General features: G+C 63.1%; 13 protein-coding genes and 2 tRNA genes. 2 read left to right on the forward strand and 13 right to left on the reverse strand.

Annotation, left to right across the window (positions count from 1 at the left end):
- Nucleotides 1-13: 13 nt before the first annotated feature.
- A complete protein-coding gene (locus VKM35_RS05490; RefSeq protein WP_324319186.1) occupies nucleotides 14-610 on the forward strand; it encodes a cysteine dioxygenase family protein in 597 nt (198 codons plus the stop codon).
- Between the two features lie 19 nt (nucleotides 611-629).
- Nucleotides 630-715, forward strand: a tRNA-Leu gene (locus VKM35_RS05495).
- 90 nt (nucleotides 716-805) lie between these two features.
- Here the strand turns inward: VKM35_RS05495 and VKM35_RS05500 are convergent.
- The 13 genes from VKM35_RS05500 to nuoL form a co-directional block, all read right to left on the reverse strand.
- Nucleotides 806-1,390 (reverse strand): hypothetical protein, encoded by a 585-nt coding sequence (locus VKM35_RS05500; RefSeq protein WP_324319188.1) that lies wholly within the window; start codon nucleotides 1,388-1,390, stop codon nucleotides 806-808.
- Between the two features lie 76 nt (nucleotides 1,391-1,466).
- On the reverse strand, nucleotides 1,467-1,922 hold the full coding sequence (locus VKM35_RS05505) for a hypothetical protein (protein ID WP_324319190.1): 456 nt from the start codon (nucleotides 1,920-1,922) through the stop codon (nucleotides 1,467-1,469).
- A gap of 281 nt (nucleotides 1,923-2,203) precedes the next feature.
- Nucleotides 2,204-4,303 carry a polyribonucleotide nucleotidyltransferase gene (gene pnp / locus VKM35_RS05510; RefSeq protein WP_324319192.1) on the reverse strand — a complete coding sequence of 700 codons (2,100 nt, stop codon included), beginning with the start codon at nucleotides 4,301-4,303 and terminating at the stop codon, nucleotides 2,204-2,206.
- 120 nt (nucleotides 4,304-4,423) lie between these two features.
- Nucleotides 4,424-4,684: a 30S ribosomal protein S15 gene (rpsO, locus tag VKM35_RS05515; RefSeq protein ID WP_324319194.1), complete on the reverse strand. Its 261-nt coding sequence runs from the start codon at nucleotides 4,682-4,684 to the stop codon at nucleotides 4,424-4,426.
- 168 nt (nucleotides 4,685-4,852) lie between these two features.
- A complete protein-coding gene (gene truB / locus VKM35_RS05520; RefSeq protein ID WP_324319196.1) occupies nucleotides 4,853-5,782 on the reverse strand; it encodes a tRNA pseudouridine(55) synthase TruB in 930 nt (309 codons plus the stop codon).
- Between the two features lie 81 nt (nucleotides 5,783-5,863).
- A complete protein-coding gene (gene rbfA, locus VKM35_RS05525) occupies nucleotides 5,864-6,229 on the reverse strand; it encodes a 30S ribosome-binding factor RbfA (RefSeq protein WP_324319198.1) in 366 nt (121 codons plus the stop codon).
- A 40-nt stretch (nucleotides 6,230-6,269) separates the two neighbouring features.
- Nucleotides 6,270-8,909: a translation initiation factor IF-2 gene (gene infB / locus VKM35_RS05530; protein WP_324319200.1), complete on the reverse strand. Its 2,640-nt coding sequence runs from the start codon at nucleotides 8,907-8,909 to the stop codon at nucleotides 6,270-6,272.
- A 72-nt stretch (nucleotides 8,910-8,981) separates the two neighbouring features.
- A complete protein-coding gene (nusA, locus tag VKM35_RS05535) occupies nucleotides 8,982-10,472 on the reverse strand; it encodes a transcription termination factor NusA (RefSeq protein WP_324319202.1) in 1,491 nt (496 codons plus the stop codon).
- Nucleotides 10,473-10,502: 30 nt separating this feature from the next.
- Nucleotides 10,503-11,045 carry a ribosome maturation factor RimP gene (gene rimP, locus VKM35_RS05540; protein ID WP_324319203.1) on the reverse strand — a complete coding sequence of 181 codons (543 nt, stop codon included), beginning with the start codon at nucleotides 11,043-11,045 and terminating at the stop codon, nucleotides 10,503-10,505.
- 272 nt (nucleotides 11,046-11,317) lie between these two features.
- Nucleotides 11,318-11,394: transfer RNA gene (locus tag VKM35_RS05545), tRNA-Met, on the reverse strand.
- Between the two features lie 62 nt (nucleotides 11,395-11,456).
- Complete coding sequence (gene nuoN / locus VKM35_RS05550; protein WP_324319206.1) at nucleotides 11,457-12,905, reverse strand: NADH-quinone oxidoreductase subunit NuoN; 1,449 nt, start codon at nucleotides 12,903-12,905, stop codon at nucleotides 11,457-11,459.
- 13 nt (nucleotides 12,906-12,918) lie between these two features.
- Nucleotides 12,919-14,430: an NADH-quinone oxidoreductase subunit M gene (locus VKM35_RS05555; RefSeq protein WP_324319208.1), complete on the reverse strand. Its 1,512-nt coding sequence runs from the start codon at nucleotides 14,428-14,430 to the stop codon at nucleotides 12,919-12,921.
- Between the two features lie 22 nt (nucleotides 14,431-14,452).
- On the reverse strand, nucleotides 14,453-16,530 hold a 2,078-nt coding region (gene nuoL / locus VKM35_RS05560; RefSeq protein ID WP_324319210.1), incomplete at its 5' end, for an NADH-quinone oxidoreductase subunit L.

The following is a 16,530-nucleotide window of genomic DNA, read 5'->3' on the forward strand; positions in this document are numbered from 1 at the left end:
GTAGACTTGCCCCATGAACGCCATCACCTTCACCGGTCGCGACGCCCTTCTGCAGGTCATCGACGAGGCCTATGCCCAGCCGGACCATGAAGGCCTCACGCGCACGCTGCGCGACGGCCTGTGCCGGCTGATCCGCGACAAAGTGGTGTTCCTGCCCGAGTGCGTGTTCGAACCCGTCGAGGGCCATTACGCGCGGCGCGAGCTCTATGCCTGCCCCGAGCGCGGCACCACGGTCGTGGCAATGACCTGGGCACCAGGCCAGGGCACGCCGATCCATGATCATTGCGGGCTGTGGTGCGTCGAAGGCGTGTGGCAGGGCCAGCTCGAGATCACCCGCTACGAACTCGAGGAAGATACCGGCGAGCGCTGTCGCTTCACCCGCTACGAAACGCTGTACGCCGGCGCCGGCACCGCCGGCAGCCTGCTGCCGCCGCACGAGTACCACACGATCCGCAATCCGAATCCGGACCAGATCACCATCTCGCTGCATATCTACCAGAGCACCATGGGCACCTGCGCGACCTTTGAGCCCGAGGGCGGCGACTGGTACCGCCGTGGCAGCCGCCAGCTCTGCCTCGACCAGGTCGACTGCGATCCGGACAGGGCTTGAGCTATAATCGCCCCGCGATGCCGGTGTGGCGGAATGGTAGACGCGGCGGACTCAAAATCCGCTGGCAGAGATGTCGTGTAGGTTCGAGTCCTATCACCGGTACCAAGTAAAGAAAAAGCCCGCGAAAGCGGGCTTTTTCGTGTCCGGTGATCCTTGCGGGATTTCGCCACGGCTCACCTTTTCCCGCACGATCACTCACCCGCGGAAGCGCTCCAGCAGCAGCATCATGAACACGCTGAGCAGCACTGTTTCCTGTTCGTCTTCGGCGATGGGAACCGTAGAGTCGATCTGGTAACGGCCTTCCATGAAAGCCGACAGCTTGTGCACGCGCATCACCTGCGTTCCGTCGGCGCGGCTGACGAGGTAAGCGGGATGAAAAAGATAGCCCGAGAACAGGCCGACCAACGGCAGGTCGGCGAAGATGCCGTCGAGCACCTTGATCCAGGGATTTTCTTCGCGGATCTGCAGCGCCTGGCCGTACGCGCCGGTGATCTCGTATTGCGCGCGCCACAGCGAACGCATGCCCTTGCGGCTGACGGCGCCGAGTTTGCGGCCGTCGCGGGCGGTGAAGCGATAGGTCGCGTTGAAATCGAGCACGCGGTCAGCGTCGATCGCATACAGCTCGCGGGTCTGCCCGGCATCGGCGAAAACCTTCACCGATTCCTTGAGCTTGAAGGCTTTCTGCTTGACGTAGAACTGCAGCGCGCCGGCGGCATCGGTGACAGAAATCTGCGGGGCGATGGCGAGGATCTTGAAGGACAACTGCAGCGGAAATTTCATGCTTGGGTCCAGGGTTGAGAAAGTGGAATCGGATCATGCCCGGCGCAGGTGACGACGTGGCCATGAAGCAAGGAATTCATTTCGCACTCCATGGCCACCAGCCGCGCCCGGACTGAGCGTAGCGATCGGCGGCCTGCTCGAAGCGATTGCGGTGACTGATGCCACCGCAGGCGAAATAGAACGGCAGGAACAAGGGACCAAGCGCGAGATATTGATAGACGTGCGCGCGCTCATGGTCGCCGATGCGCACGCAATCGCTGCCGCCGTGCGCTTGGCAATGATAGGTGAGCGCGGGTTGGTCGAGACTGTGGCCGGTGAACAGGATCACGTTGCCCAGGGTCAGTGCGCCGCCCGAGCCCCAGGGGAAATGCTGGAACACCAGCGCCGCATCCGACACCTTCATTTTTGCGCCGAACGGCAGCGCGGCAAGACCCGCCAACAATCCGGCGACGGTCATGGGACTTGCCCAGACGGCACCCAGCAACTGCGCGAGACGCAGCGGAAGTTTTTGCCATGCGGAAGTGGACGCCATGCACGGAGCCTAGCAAAGCCACGGCCCGGACGAATGGTGATGCGTCGAATCGTAGGAGCGGCGTGAGCGGCGATTTCTTGCAGGGGCTGCGAGCGATCGGAAGGAATCGCGGCTTGCGCCGCTCCTACAATCGGAGCGGATCGCGGCTCGCGCCGCTCCTACAAAATCGCGATTTACCGGCTCCGCCGTTGAAAACCCATCGCTCCTACGGCTGATCGCCACCAACAAAAAAGCCGCCCGAAGGCGGCTTTTTCTTGTGCGTGCGCGACAGACAGCGAGGCTTAGACGCCCTCGCCTTCCAGCACAGCCTTCATCGACAGGCGGATGCGGCCCTGCTTGTCGACTTCCAGCACCTTGACCTTGACCATGTCGCCTTCCTTGAGCTTGTCGGAAACCTTCTCGACGCGCTCATCGGAAATCTGCGACACGTGCACCAGGCCGTCCTTGCCCGGAGCGATGGTGACGAACGCACCGAAGTCCATGATCTTGGCGACCTTGCCTTCGTAGATGCGACCCGGCTCGACGTCCGAGGTGATCTGCTCGATGCGCGCCTTCGCGGCTTCGGCAGCGGCGGCGTTGACCGAGGCGATGATGATGGTGCCATCGTCCTGGATGTCGATCTGCGTGCCGGTTTCCTTGGTGATCGCCTGGATCACCGAACCGCCCTTGCCGATCACTTCGCGGATCTTGTCCGGATGGATCTTCAGGGTCAGCAGGCGCGGCGCGAACTCGGACATCTCGGTGCGCGAGGCGCTGATGACTTTCGCCATCTCGCCGAGGATGTGCAGGCGGCCCTGCTTGGCCTGGGCCAGCGCGACCTTCATGATTTCTTCGGTGATGCCGTCGATCTTGATGTCCATCTGCAGCGCCGAAATGCCGTTGCCGGTACCGGCCACCTTGAAGTCCATGTCGCCGAGGTGATCTTCGTCGCCGAGGATGTCGGAGAGCACGGCGAAATCAGCGCCTTCCTTGATCAGGCCCATCGCGATGCCGGCGACCGGCGCCTTGATCGGAATGCCCGCATCCATCAGCGCCAGCGAGGAACCGCAAACCGAAGCCATCGACGAGGAACCGTTCGACTCGGTGATTTCCGAGACGATACGGATCGTGTACGGGAAGCTTTCCAGGCTCGGCATCACAGCCTGCACGCCGCGGCGGGCAAGACGGCCGTGGCCGATTTCGCGGCGCTTCGGACCCATCATGCGACCAGCTTCACCGACCGAGTAGGGCGGGAAGTTGTAGTGGAACAGGAAGTGGTCCTTCGACTCGCCTTCGATCGCGTCGATGATCTGGCCATCGCGCGTGGTGCCGAGGGTGGCGATGACGAGCGCCTGGGTTTCGCCGCGGGTGAACAGTGCCGAGCCGTGGGTACGCGGCAGCACGCCGGTCTTGACGGCAATCGGACGCACCGTGGTCAGGTCGCGGCCGTCGATGCGGCTGCGGGTGGTGAGCACCGAAGCGCGCATGGTGTTGTATTCGAGCTCGCCGAATTCCTTGGCGATCTCGCCGGCCTGCCAGCCGTGCGCTTCGGCCTGGGCCTTCAGCGTTTCCATCACGTTCTTCTTCAGCGCACCGATCGCGTCGCGGCGCTGCAGCTTGTCGCGGACCTGGAAAGCTTCCGTGAGGCTGCTGCCGACTGCGGCTTTGAGCGCGGCGATCATGGTTTCGTTCTTGGCCGGGGCCTGCCAGTTCCACGACGGGTTGGCGACTTCGACGGCAAGCTCGTTGATCGCGCGGATCACGATCTGCATCTGCTGGTGACCGAACATCACGGCGCCCAGCATCACTTCTTCCGACAGTTCCTTGGCTTCCGATTCGACCATCAACACGGCGTTGGAGGTGCCGGCGACGACCAGTTCGAGGTCGGAAGTCTTGAGCTCGGTGGTGCTCGGATTGAGGATGTACTGGCCGTTGGCGTAACCGACCTTGGCGGCGCCGATCGGGCCCTTGAACGGGATGCCGGAGATCGACAGCGCGGCCGAGGCGCCGATGAGCGCGGCGATGTCAGCGTGGATTTCCGGATTCATCGACAGCACCGTGGCGATGATCTGCACTTCGTTGCGGAATTCTTCCGGGAACAGCGGACGCACCGGACGATCGATCAGGCGGGAGGTCAGCGTCTCGCGCTCGGTGGCGCGGCCTTCGCGCTTGAAGAAGCCACCCGGGATGCGGCCGCCGGCGTAGAACTTCTCCTGGTAGTCGACGGTGAGCGGAAAGAAGTCCATGCCTTCCTTCGCGTTCTTGTTGCCGACCGCCGTCACGAGGACAACGGTGTCGCCCATCGTCACCATGACCGAACCGCTGGCCTGGCGGGCGATCTCGCCCGTCTCGAGGGTGACCTGGTGCTGCCCGTACTGGAACGTCTTGGTTACTTTCGCCACGATGTAATTTCCTTCAGTCGATTCTGCCGCGAAGGACACCCCGCCCTTCGGGAGTGGCACCCGTTTCCGGATGCCCAAAATAAACGCGGCGCATTTCTGCGCCGCGTTGTGTTTCGTGTCTTAGCGACGCAGGCCCAAACGCTCGATCAAGGTCTGGTAACGCGTGGCATCTTTTTTCTTCAGATAGGCCAGCAGACTGCGACGCTGGTTGACCATCTTCAGAAGGCCGCGGCGGGAATGGTGATCCTGCTTGTGCGCCTTGAAGTGTTCGCTGAGCTGCTCGATGCGAGCGGACAGCAGGGCGACCTGTACTTCCGGCGAGCCGGTATCGTTCGGGACGCGCTTGAATTCTTCAATGATCTTGCCGGTATCGAGGGACATGTTTTCTTCTCTGTGTGATGCGTAGCCCGCAGGAACACCGTCGAAGACCGTGCACCGCGTGACCCGCCGGTTAAGGATTGCGCTGATTAAGCCCCGTAATTGTAGCCCGCCAAGTCCTTGCCGGACAAGCTGTCTGGCACTTTCGAACGCGTATCGCCGCCCCCGCTGTCAGCTCAACGCGGCCCAGCGAAACAGCCGTTTGGCGCGCAACAGGCCCTCGCCGTCGACCTCAGCCAGGCCAAGCGATCGGCCCGCGGCATCGGTGACATTCACCTCGCCGGCTGGGACAGGTTCGTGAAGAAGCACGGCCTGGCCATGACCCAGGCGTCGTGCCGACTCCGCGGGCAGCACCACGCGGCGCCATTGTTCCAGCCCCGTCTCGATCGGCAGCAGACAGGCATCGAGGACAGATTCGCCCTGCGCGCCAAGCTCCTGCAGGGATTCCAGCGTATGCATGGACTGCGTGCGGAACGGCTCGACCCAGAGTCGGCGCAGGCTGGCCACGTGCGCGCCGCAACCCAGGCTCTCGCCGAGATCGCGCACAAGGCTGCGCACGTACGTGCCGGAGCCGCAAGTGATGCGCAGGCGCAGGAAATTTTCGCCGAACTCGAGCAGCTCGATCGCATCGACCTGCACCTCGCGCTCGGGCACTTCGATCGCCTCGCCGCGCCGCGCCTTCGCATACAGCGGCTCGCCGCCTTGCTTGAGCGCGGAATAGATCGGCGGGCGCTGCCGGATCCGGCCCTGCAACGGCTGCAGCAATTCCTCGATGCGCGCGCGCGTCAACGCGGGGACGGGCCGCTCACGCAACACCACGCCATCGGCATCGTCGGTATCGGTGGTGGCACCGAGCGTGGCGGTGGTTTCGTAAGCCTTGTGGTTGCCGAGAAGATGCCCGGCGATCTTGGTCGCTTCGCCGAAACACACCGGCAGCAAACCGGTGGCGAGCGGATCGAGACTGCCGGTATGCCCGGCTTTTTCGGCGCGGAACAGATGCCGCACGCGCTGCAACGCCTGGTTCGAACTCAGGCCTGCCGGTTTGTCGAGCAACAGGATGGCATCGAGCGGACGAAAGACGGTGCGCGGTAGTTTGCTCATGGCCGGAATGTAGGAGCGACGCAAGTCGCGAATGCGGTGCATGCCACGTCGGCGTTCGCGACTTGCGTCGCTCCTACAAGGCTACGACGACGATTCCTCATCCGCCGGCGGATTGTCGCGCAGCAGCGCGTCGATGCGTTCGCCCTTGTCGACGGAGTCGTCGTAATGGAAATGCAGTTCCGGCGTGTGCCGCATGCGGATGGTCTGCGACAGCTGGTGGCGCAGTTCCGGCGCCAGTTCCTTGAGCGCCTTCACCGCCTCGCGGGATTTCTCCGGCTGCAGGGCGGTGATGAATACCTTGGCATGCGCCATGTCGCGGGTCACTTCCACGTCCGAAACGCTGACCGAAGGCAGGCCGTGTTCGCGCACCGCCTGGTGCACGATCATGCCGAGATCCCGGCGCAGTTGCGCCGAGACCCTATCGGTGCGGTGAAAGGACTTCTTCACCCGACTCTCCGCACTTCCGTAACGGGCAGCTGCACGAAGCTCACAGCGTGCGCTGCACTTCGATGCGCTCGAAGCACTCGATCTGGTCGCCCGGCTGTACGTCGTTGTAGGCCTTCACCGCGATACCGCACTCGGTACCGGACTTGACCTCTTCGACGATGTCCTTGAAGCGACGCAGCGATTCCAGTTCGCCTTCGAAAACGACGACGCTGTTGCGCAGCACGCGGATCGGCTTGTTGCGCTTGACCGTGCCCTCGATGACCAGCGAGCCGGCGACCGCACCAAACTTGGAACTGCGGAACACGTCGCGCACTTCGGCGATACCAATGATCTCTTCGCGGATTTCCACGCCGAGCAGACCGGAAGCGACCTGCTTCACCTGGTCGATGACGTCGTAGATGATCGAGAAATAACGCAGGTCGAGGCCGTTGTTCTCGATCACGCGACGCGCACTGGCATCGGCACGCACGTTGAAGCCAATGATCACGGCCTTCGCGGCGGCGGCGCGGGTGGCATCGGATTCGGTGATGCCGCCGACGCCCGACTCGATCACGTTGATGTTGATCAGGTTGTTCGACAGCGCCGTCAGCGACTCGCGCAATGCTTCCACGGAACCCTGCACGTCGGCCTTGACCACGATGTTGAGCGACTGCTGGCCATTGGCCTGGCCCATCTGCGCGATGACGTCTTCCATGCGGCTGCCAGGCTGCTTGACCAGGCGCGATTCGCGGCGCTTGGTGTCGCGCTGCTGCGCGACTTCGCGCGCGAGGCGCTCGTCGGCCACCACCACGAAATCGTCGCCGGCATCGGGCACGCCGGAAAGGCCGAGCACCTGCACCGGGATCGACGGACCCGCCGATTCGGTCTGTTTGCCGTTCTCGTCGAACAGTGCGCGGACGCGACCGTAATGCACGCCGCAAACGAGGTAATCGCCCTTCTTGAGCGTGCCCTGCTGCACGAGCACGGTCGCAACCGGACCGCGCCCCTTGTCGAGCGAGGATTCGATCACCACGCCGGTGGCGCGGGCATCGACCACGGCCCTGAGTTCCATGACCTCGGCCTGCACCAGGATGGCTTCGAGCAACGCGTCCACGCCCAGGCCGGTTTTGGCCGACACTGGCACGAACTGCACGTCGCCGCCCCACTCTTCCGGCACCACTTCCAACTTCACCAGGCCTTGCTTGATGTTGTCGGGATTGGCTTCGGGCTTGTCCATCTTGTTCATCGCGACCAGCAGCGGCACCTTGGCATCGCGCGCATGTTTGACCGCTTCGATCGTCTGCGGCATCACGCCATCGTCTGCGGCAACCACGAGCACGACGATGTCGGTGAGCTTGGCGCCGCGCGCGCGCATCGAGGTGAACGCGGAATGGCCCGGCGTGTCGAGGAAGGAAATGACGCCCTTCTCGGTTTCGACATGATAGGCACCGATGTGCTGGGTGATACCGCCGGCTTCGCCGGAAGCCACCTTGGTGCGGCGGATGTAATCGAGCAGCGACGTCTTGCCGTGATCGACGTGACCCATGATCGTGACCACGGGAGGACGCGTCGTCTTTGCGCCCTGCTCTTCATCGGCATGCGCCTCGAGAGCGATTTCAGCATCGTCGTCGCTGGTCTTGGTGGCCTTGTGGCCGAGTTCCTCGACGACGAGCACGGCGGTGTCGTGATCGATCACTTCGTTGATCGTGACCATCATGCCCATCTTGAACAGCGCGCGAACCACTTCGCCGCCCTTCATCGCCAGCTTGTTGGCGAGTTCGGAAACGATGATGTTTTCGCCGATGAAAACTTCGCGCACGATCGGTGCGGTCGGACGCGAGAAACCGTGCTGGCCGGAACCCGTGCGCGACGGCTCGGCGATCTTCTGGCGTGGCTTCTTGCGATTGCCGGCAGCGCCGCGGCGGGCACGCTCGTCGGCAGTCAGATGCAGCTGGCCGGCGACATACAACGGCGTCGCGCCGTCTTCGCCTTCATTGTCGACCATCGCATGCGAACCACGTGCCTTGTGCTTGGGCGCGGCGTTCTTGTTGTTGGCGTTGTTGGCCGGTGCACGCGTCGCCGGCGGCTTGTCGCGCGACAGGTCGGTGCGCGGCGGACGCGGGGCGTGCTTGACGTCTTCGCGCGCTTTCGGCGGTGCGACGACCGCACCCGGCGCAGCGGGCGCGACGTCGTCGACAGCGGCGACGGCAGCCGGGACCTCACGCGCCTTGCGCGATGCTTCCTCGGCGTCGCGGCGGGCGATTTCTTCCTCGCGGCGCTTGCGGTCGACTTCGCTGAGCGCAGCGACTTCGGCGGCATTGCGCGCCTTCGATGCCTCGAGCTTGCGCAATGCATCCTCGCGCTCGTCGTTGACCGGGGCGTTGACGTCTTCGCGCTTGACGTAGGTGCGCTTCTGGCGGACCTCGACGGCGACGGTGGATTTGGTCTTGCCGGCGCTGACCGTCAGCTCTTCGACCTTGCGGCGCTTGAGCGTGATCTGCTTGGGCGCGGCGGCTTCGGCCGGCTTTTCGTCTTTGCCGTGGGTACGGCGCAGGAAGCCGAGCAGCTTCATCTTCTCGGTGCTGCTGACCACCTGCTCCGGCCCGCTGAAGACCATGCCGGCGCCGGACAACTGCGTGAGCAGTTTCTCGACGGGCATGTCCAGCAGTTTGGCCAGCGAACCTACGGTGACTTCAGACATGAGGGTTTGATTCCTTGCGTTCGGCGCATCGTGCGCCAGAGGGTGATGCTTCTTTGCAGCTCGCGGCGAGGATCAGGTGGTGAACCAGTGCTGGCGCGCCGCCATGATCAACTTGGCAGCGTGCTCGGCATCCATGCCGTCGATATCGAGGATTTCGTCGACCGCCAGCTCGGCCAGGTCATCGCGCGAAACCACGCCGCGCGACGCCAGGATGTAGGCGGTGTGTTCGTCCATGCCCGGCAGCGACAGCAGTTCTTCCGACGGCTTGTTCTCTTCGATGCCTTCTTCGACAGCCAAGGCTTCGTTGAGCAGCGCGTCGCGGGCGCGGGCACGCAGTTCCTCGACGATGTCTTCGTCGAAACCTTCCACCGCCAGCAATTCGGCGGCCGGCACGTAGGCGATTTCTTCCACCGTGCTGAAACCTTCGGTGACCAGGATGCCGGCGATCTCTTCGTCGACTTCGAGCTTGTCCATGAACAACTGACGCGCGGAGGTCTGCTCGGCTTCCGATTTCGCGGTGACCTGGTCCTGGGTCATCACATTGAGCTGCCACCCGGTGAGGCGGCTGGCGAGACGCACGTTCTGGCCGCCCTTGCCGATCGCCTGCGCGAGTTTGTCTTCGGCGACGGCGAGGTCCATCGAGTGTTTTTCTTCATCGACGATGATCGACTGCACTTCCGCCGGCGCCATCGCATTGATGACGAACTGCGCAGGGTTGTCCGACCACAGCACGATGTCGACGCGTTCGCCGTTGAGCTCGTTCGACACGGCCTGCACGCGCGAACCGCGCATGCCGATGCAGGCACCGATCGGATCGGTGCGGTGATCGTGCGCGAGCACGGCGATCTTGGCGCGGTCGCCCGGATCGCGCGCGGCGGCCTTGATCTCGACCAGGCCCTGGCCGACTTCCGGCACTTCGAGCTTGAACAGCTCCATCATGAATTCCGGCGCGGTGCGCGAAATGAACAGCTGCGGGCCACGCGCTTCGGCGCGGACATCGAGCAGGAAACCGCGCACGCGATCGCCCGGGCGCAACACGTCGCGCGGGATCGCCTTGTCTTTCGGGATGAAGGCTTCGGCGTTGCCGCCGAGGTCGACATAGACGTTGCCGCGCTCGACGCGCTTGACGACGCCGTTGATCAGTTCACCAACGCGATCTTTCCAGGCGTCGAGCACCTGCGCGCGTTCGGCTTCGCGCACGCGCTGCACGATCACCTGCTTGGCGGCCTGCGCGGAAATGCGCCCGAATTCCGGATTTTCGATCTGCTCTTCGACGTAATCGCCGACCTGCGAACCGGGCTTCTCGTCCTCGGCATCCATCAGGCGGATCTGGTGGTCGGGCGAATCCATGACCACGTCGTCGGCGACGACGTGCCAGCGGCGGAACGTCTCGTAGACGCCGTCCTTGGGATTGATCACGACGCGCACATCGACTTCCTGGTCGTGGTAGCGCTTTTTCGCGGCCGAAGCCAACGCCGCTTCCATCGCCTCAATGATGACTTCGCGCGGCACGCCTTTTTCATTGGCGACCGCTTCCATGACCAGCAACAGTTCCTTGCTCATGTACTTACTCCGTGCAGGCGCTCACGCGCCTCAGCCCTTGTCAGATTCTTTGGTCTTGCGGCGTGAACCGCGCTGTCCGCCAGGTCCCGGTTCGATGGCCAGCCCGAGGGCGACCAGATCCGGAACAAGGCGGGCCTTTTCAATGTTGTCGTGGGCGAGCGAGAGTTCGCCCTTGCCCGTTTCCTCGATCACGATGGTGTTGCCGTCGACGCGGACGATCTTGCCCTGCAGGCGACGGCGACCTTCCTGCGGCAGGCGCAGCGTCACTTTCGCCTGCTCGCCGATCAGCCGCGCGAACTGCGCCGGCGTGAAGATCGGGCGATCGATGCCCGGCGAGGAAACTTCCAGCGTGTACTCGGAGGAAATCGGATCGTTGACGTCGAGCAGCGCGGAGACTTCCCGGCTCACCGCCTCGCAGTCCTCGATCGCCACCTTGCGGCCTTCGACGTCGATGTACAGGCGCAGCATCGCGCTATTGCCGGTCGGCGCGAATTCCACGCCCAGCAATTCAATACCCAGCGACGCCACAACAGGCGTCAGCATTTCAACGATTTCTTCGGCTTTGCCAGACATGCGATCGCGTTTCGAACCTCGTGGTGGACGCGGATTTCATGGGACATGAATCGCCGCGTCGAGAATCCCTGAAACCGTACCTTCGAAAACTGCGCTTCCGAAAACAGCGCTCCAAAATAAAGAAGCCTGGAAAACCGGAATTTCGAAAACAAAAAAGGGCCGTGAGGCCCTTTTCCGGTACATCCAGGTTCCGGTGTCGCCAAGCGCCGAAACGCTTGTTGACCAGACCGGGTGGCCTCGTTCCATCCAAGGAACACGACCACCTTCGAAACTGGTAGCGGGGGCAGGATTTGAACCTGCGACCTTCGGGTTATGAGCCCGACGAGCTGCCAGACTGCTCCACCCCGCAACAGTGAACGCCGATTATAGCCGGCTGCGCGAATTCGGCGCAAGCCTTGTATTCGATCGGTCTCAGGCGGGGAACGCCAAACGGCACCAGTTCATCAGTTGCTCAGCGAAAACGCCCAGCACCAGCAAGGCGCAGGCGTTGATGGTGAAGGCCGCGCGCAGATGGCTGTCGGCGTTGATCTGCGGGCCGGCGCCTTCGGCTTCCTCGAAGAACATCGCGCGGATCACGCGCAGATAGTAGAACGCGCCGATCACCGCGCAGACCACCGACAACACCGCCAACCAGGTCATGCCCGCAGCCAGCGCCGCCTGGATCACCGCCAGCTTGGCCCAGAAACCCAGGAACGGCGGCACACCGGCCATCGACGCCATGATGAACAGCACCAGCAGCGCGTACATCGGATTGCGCTGCCACAGTCCGCGAAAATCGCTGATCTTGTCGGACTCGAAACCGCGTCGCGACAGCAGGATGATCGCGGCGAAGCCGGCGGCGGCCATGATCGCGTAGCTGATCGCATAGAACATCGCTGCGGAATAGCCGACGTTGGTCGCGTTGGCCAGGCCCATGAACAGGAAGCCGACGTGCGAGATGGTCGAATACGCGAGCAGCCGCTTGAAGTTTGTCTGCGCCAGCGCGATCACGTTGCCGATAATCAGCGATGCCGCCGCGAGCCAGGCAATCATCTGTCCCCAGTGCTGATCGACCGGGCCGACGCCGGATTCGAGCAGGCGATACGCCATGCCGAAAGCCGCGAGCTTGGGCACCGAACCGATGAACAGCGTCACTGCCGTCGGCGCGCCTTCGTAAACGTCGGGCAGCCACATGTGGAAAGGTGCGGCGCCGAACTTGAAGGCGATACCGACCAGCATGAACACCACACCGAGCATCAGCATCGTCGGCTCGCCGGTGTGGCCGGCGGCGGCATGGATATCGCTCAGCTGCAGGCTGCCGGTGGCGCCGTAGATCATCGACATGCCGTACAGCAGCAGGCCCGAAGCCATCGCACCGAGGATGAAATATTTCATCGCCGCTTCCGACGACGCGTAGTTGTCGCGATCCATCGCGACCAGGCCATAGGAACTCAGCGCCAGCAATTCCAGGCCCAGGTACAGCGTGACCATGCCACCGGCCGAAACCATCAGCATCATGCCCAGCAGCGCGAACAGGATCAGCGCATAGAACTCGCCCTTGAACAGGTCGCGCTCCTGCAGATACGGCTTACCGTAGACGAACACCAGCGCGGTGACGCCGTACATCGCCATCTTGAGCACGTCGCTGGCGATGTCGCGGACGAAGAAACCGCTGAAGGCGAAGGTCTGCCCCGTCGCCATGTCGCGGGCGGTGAGCACGGCGGCGGCAACCAGGATCAGCAAGGCCAGGAAATGCGTGAGGCTGCGCCGCTGTGGCGACAGGAACAAATCCACCATCAGCAGTGCGAAGGCGGACGCGCAGACGAACAGCTCGGGGATGAGCGTGTGCAGGTCGGCGCTGGTGGTGATCGTCGGCAGCATGAGCAGGAATCCCTTACAGCTTGGTCGCGGCGAGCTGGGTGACCAGCTGGCTGACGGAGGCGTCCATCAGGTCGGTGAGCGGCTTCGGATACACGCCGAGCGCGAGCACGCCGGCTGCGAAGATGCCCAGCACCCAGGTTTCGCGATGATTGATGTCGGTCAGTTCGGCGACATGGTGATTGGCGACCGGCCCGAGGATGACGCGCTTGACCATCCACAGCGTGTAGGCCGCACCCAGCACCAGCGTCGATGCCGCGGCGATCGCGATCAGCGGATGGTTCTGGAAGCTCGCCAGGATCACCATGAATTCACCGACAAAACCCGAGGTGCCCGGCAGGCCGGCATTGGCCATCGCGAAGAAGATGAAGAAGTAGCCGAACACCGGCATCGTGTTGATGACGCCGCCGTAGTCCTTGATCATGCGGCTGTGCATGCGGTCGTAGAGCACGCCGACGCAACTGAACATCGCACCGGAAACGAAACCGTGCGAGATCATCTGCACCATCGCACCCTGCAGGCCGAGGCGCGCGGCGTCGGTGTTGTTGTAGCCCACCAGCGCGAAAGCGATGAACGTGCCCAGCGTGACGAAGCCCATGTGCGCGACCGACGAATACGCGATCAGCTTCTTCATGTCCTCCTGCACCAGCGCGACCAGGCCGATGTAGACGACGGCGATCAGCGACAGCGCGATCACCACCCAGGCGAATTCATGGCTGGCATCGGGCACGATCGGCAGCGAGAAACGCAGGAACCCATACCCGCCGATCTTCAGCATCACCGCCGCCAGCACCACCGAACCACCGGTCGGCGCCTCGACGTGGGCATCCGGCAACCAGGTGTGTACCGGCACCATCGGCACTTTCACCGAGAACGCCGCCAGGAAGGCGAAGAACAGCCAGACCTGCTCGACATGCGTGAGCGGCAACGCGGTCATGTCGGAGAGCTGGAAGCTGCCGCCTTTCATGTACAGGTAGATCAGCCCGACCAGCATGAACACTGAGCCGAGGAAGGTGTACAGGAAGAACTTGACGCTCGCATACACGCGTCGCGGCCCGCCCCAGACGCCGATGATGATGAACATCGGGATCAGCATGCCTTCGAAGAACACGTAGAACAGCATGGCGTCGAGCGCGCAGAACACGCCGATCATCAGGCCTTCGAGGATCAGGAAACTGGCGAAGTACTGATGCACGCGGCGATCGATCGAACGCCAGGCGCCGAGCAGCACCAGGATCGTGGTCAGCGTGGTCAAACCGATCAGCGCGACCGAGATGCCGTCGACGCCAAGGTTGTAGCCGATGTGGAAACTCGGGATCCAGGCGTGGCTTTCGGTGAACTGCATCGTCGCCGACGAAGCATCGAGCCCGGTGAACAGCGGAATGCTCAGCGCGAAGGTGGCGACCGCGACCAGCAACGCGAACAGGCGCGCCTGCGCGGCGCGCTGGTCTCCGAAAAACAGCGTCGCCGCGCCGCCGAGAATCGGCAGCCAGATCAGCAGTGTCAGCAGCGGCCAGGACGATGGCATCAGAACATCCTTGAGTCTTGTCTTAGTAGCCGAGCATGCCGGGCAGCATCGCAAGCAGCGCGATCAGGCCCAGGATCATGGCGAAGGCATAGTGGTAGAGGTAGCCGGACTGGCTTTGGCGCAGCAGTGCCGAGACGCGATCGATCACCCAGGCCGTGCCGTTGACGGCGAGCCCGTCGATCAGGCCGGCGTCGATGAATTTCCACGCGGCCTTGCCGAGCTTGACGCCGCCGGCGGCGAAACCGCCGATCCACAGGTCATCCATGCCGTACTTGTTGTCGAGGATGCGCACCAGCGGCGAGAACATCGCACGCAGGCGCGGCGCCAGCGCCGGATTGAACAGGTAGAGATAGGTCGCCCAGAGGAAGCCAAGCAACGCGAGCACAAACGGTGGCTGCGCAAAGCCATGCAAAGCCATGCTGACCGCGTCATGGAATTCTTCCGCCAACGCCGACATCGCCTTGAGGTGTTCCGGCGTTTCGTTGACCTGGATCGAATTGGCGAAGAAATCGCCGAACAGCATTGGCTTGACCGTGAACATGCCAACCAGCAGCGACGGAATCGCCAGCAGGATCAGCGGCACTGTCACCACCCAGGGAGATTCCTTCGGCTCGACAGGGCCATGGCTAGCGTGGCCATCATCCTCGGCATGGGCGTCGTGATGTGCGTGGACCGCGGCATCTCCGGAAGCATGCGCGTGGCCTGCAACATCTCCATTCACCGCATGCGCATCGTGTTCGTGCCCACCCGCCACCGACGCGTGCGCCGCATCATGTTCCAGATGCGCAGCGGCTTCCGCTTCCGCATGATCGTCATGACCATGCGCGTCGGCATGGCGGAAGCGCTCTTCGCCGTGGAAGGTCAGGTACAGCAGGCGGAAGCTGTAGAAGCTGGTGATCAGCACGCCGATCAGCACCGCCGCATAGCCGTACCAGGCGACGTTGAAGTAACCGACGCTCTCGTGCGCGTGATGCGCCGCCGCCTCGATGATCGTGTCCTTGGAATAGAAGCCCGAGAAGAACGGCATGCCAGTCAGCGCCAGCGTGCCGATCCACATCGTGATGAAGGTGATCGGCATGTATTTGCGCAGGCCGCCCATCTTGCGCATGTCCTGCTCGTGGTGCATCGCGATGATCACCGAGCCGGCGCCGAGGAACAGCAACGCCTTGAAGAAGGCGTGCGTCATCAGGTGGTAGACCGCCGCCGAGTACGCCGACACGCCCAGTGCCACCGTCATGTAGCCGAGCTGCGACAGCGTCGAGTACGCCACCACGCGCTTGATGTCGTTCTGCACGACACCGATCAGGCCGGTGAACAACGCCGTGGTCGCGCCGATGAACAGCACGAAATCCAGCGCCGACTGGCTGAGTTCGAACAGCGGCGACATGCGCGCCACCATGAAGATGCCGGCGGTGACCATGGTCGCGGCATGGATCAGCGCCGAGATCGGCGTCGGGCCTTCCATCGAATCGGGCAGCCAGACATGCAGCGGCACCTGCGCCGATTTGCCCATCGCACCAATGAACAGGCAGACGCAGATGAAGCCGAGCACCGCGAACTGCAATCCGTGGAATTGCATGCCGAGGAAATGCAGTTCAGGTACCAGCGTGATGCTCGCGCCGACCTGCATCGAAGCGTTCGCGAACACCAGCGAGTAGTCCAGCGTGCCGTAGAAATACAGCACGGCGGCGATGCCGATCAGGAAGCCGAAGTCGCCGACGCGATTGACCAGAAAGGCCTTCATGTTGGCGAAGATCGCGCTCGGGCGCTTGAACCAGAAACCGATCAGCAAGTAGGACACCAGGCCCACCGCTTCCCAGCCGAAGAACAGCTGCAGGAAGTTGTTGCTCATCACCAGCATCAGCATCGAGAAGGTGAATAACGAGATATAGCTGAAGAAGCGCTGGTAGCCGGGATCGTCGGCCATGTAACCGATGGTGTAGACATGCACCATCAGCGACACGAAGGTGACGACCAGCATCATCGTGGCCGACAGCTTGTCAATCAGGAAGCCCACCTGCATCGACACATCGCCACTGGTGATCCAGGTGTAAAGCGCGCCATTGAATGTGTTGCCCGCGAGGACGTCGCGGAACACCA

This window comes from Arenimonas sp., assembly GCF_035312645.1.
GTDB lineage: Bacteria > Pseudomonadota > Gammaproteobacteria > Xanthomonadales > Xanthomonadaceae > Arenimonas.

Excerpts from the sequence above, each read along its gene's own strand:
- rpsO (WP_324319194.1), bottom strand. The coding sequence starts at position 4,684 with ATGTCCCTCGATACCGGCAAGATCATTGAAGAATTCAAGCGCGTCCCG.
- rimP (WP_324319203.1), bottom strand. The coding sequence starts at position 11,045 with ATGTCTGGCAAAGCCGAAGAAATCGTTGAAATGCTGACGCCTGTTGTG.
- VKM35_RS05555 (WP_324319208.1), bottom strand. The coding sequence starts at position 14,430 with ATGCCATCGTCCTGGCCGCTGCTGACACTGCTGATCTGGCTGCCGATT.
- infB (WP_324319200.1), bottom strand. The coding sequence starts at position 8,909 with ATGTCTGAAGTCACCGTAGGTTCGCTGGCCAAACTGCTGGACATGCCC.
- VKM35_RS05505 (WP_324319190.1), bottom strand. The coding sequence starts at position 1,922 with ATGGCGTCCACTTCCGCATGGCAAAAACTTCCGCTGCGTCTCGCGCAG.
- VKM35_RS05500 (WP_324319188.1), bottom strand. The coding sequence starts at position 1,390 with ATGAAATTTCCGCTGCAGTTGTCCTTCAAGATCCTCGCCATCGCCCCG.
- nuoN (WP_324319206.1), bottom strand. The coding sequence starts at position 12,905 with ATGCTGCCGACGATCACCACCAGCGCCGACCTGCACACGCTCATCCCC.
- VKM35_RS05490 (WP_324319186.1), top strand. The coding sequence starts at position 14 with ATGAACGCCATCACCTTCACCGGTCGCGACGCCCTTCTGCAGGTCATC.
- truB (WP_324319196.1), bottom strand. The coding sequence starts at position 5,782 with ATGAGCAAACTACCGCGCACCGTCTTTCGTCCGCTCGATGCCATCCTG.
- nusA (WP_324319202.1), bottom strand. The coding sequence starts at position 10,472 with ATGAGCAAGGAACTGTTGCTGGTCATGGAAGCGGTCGCCAATGAAAAA.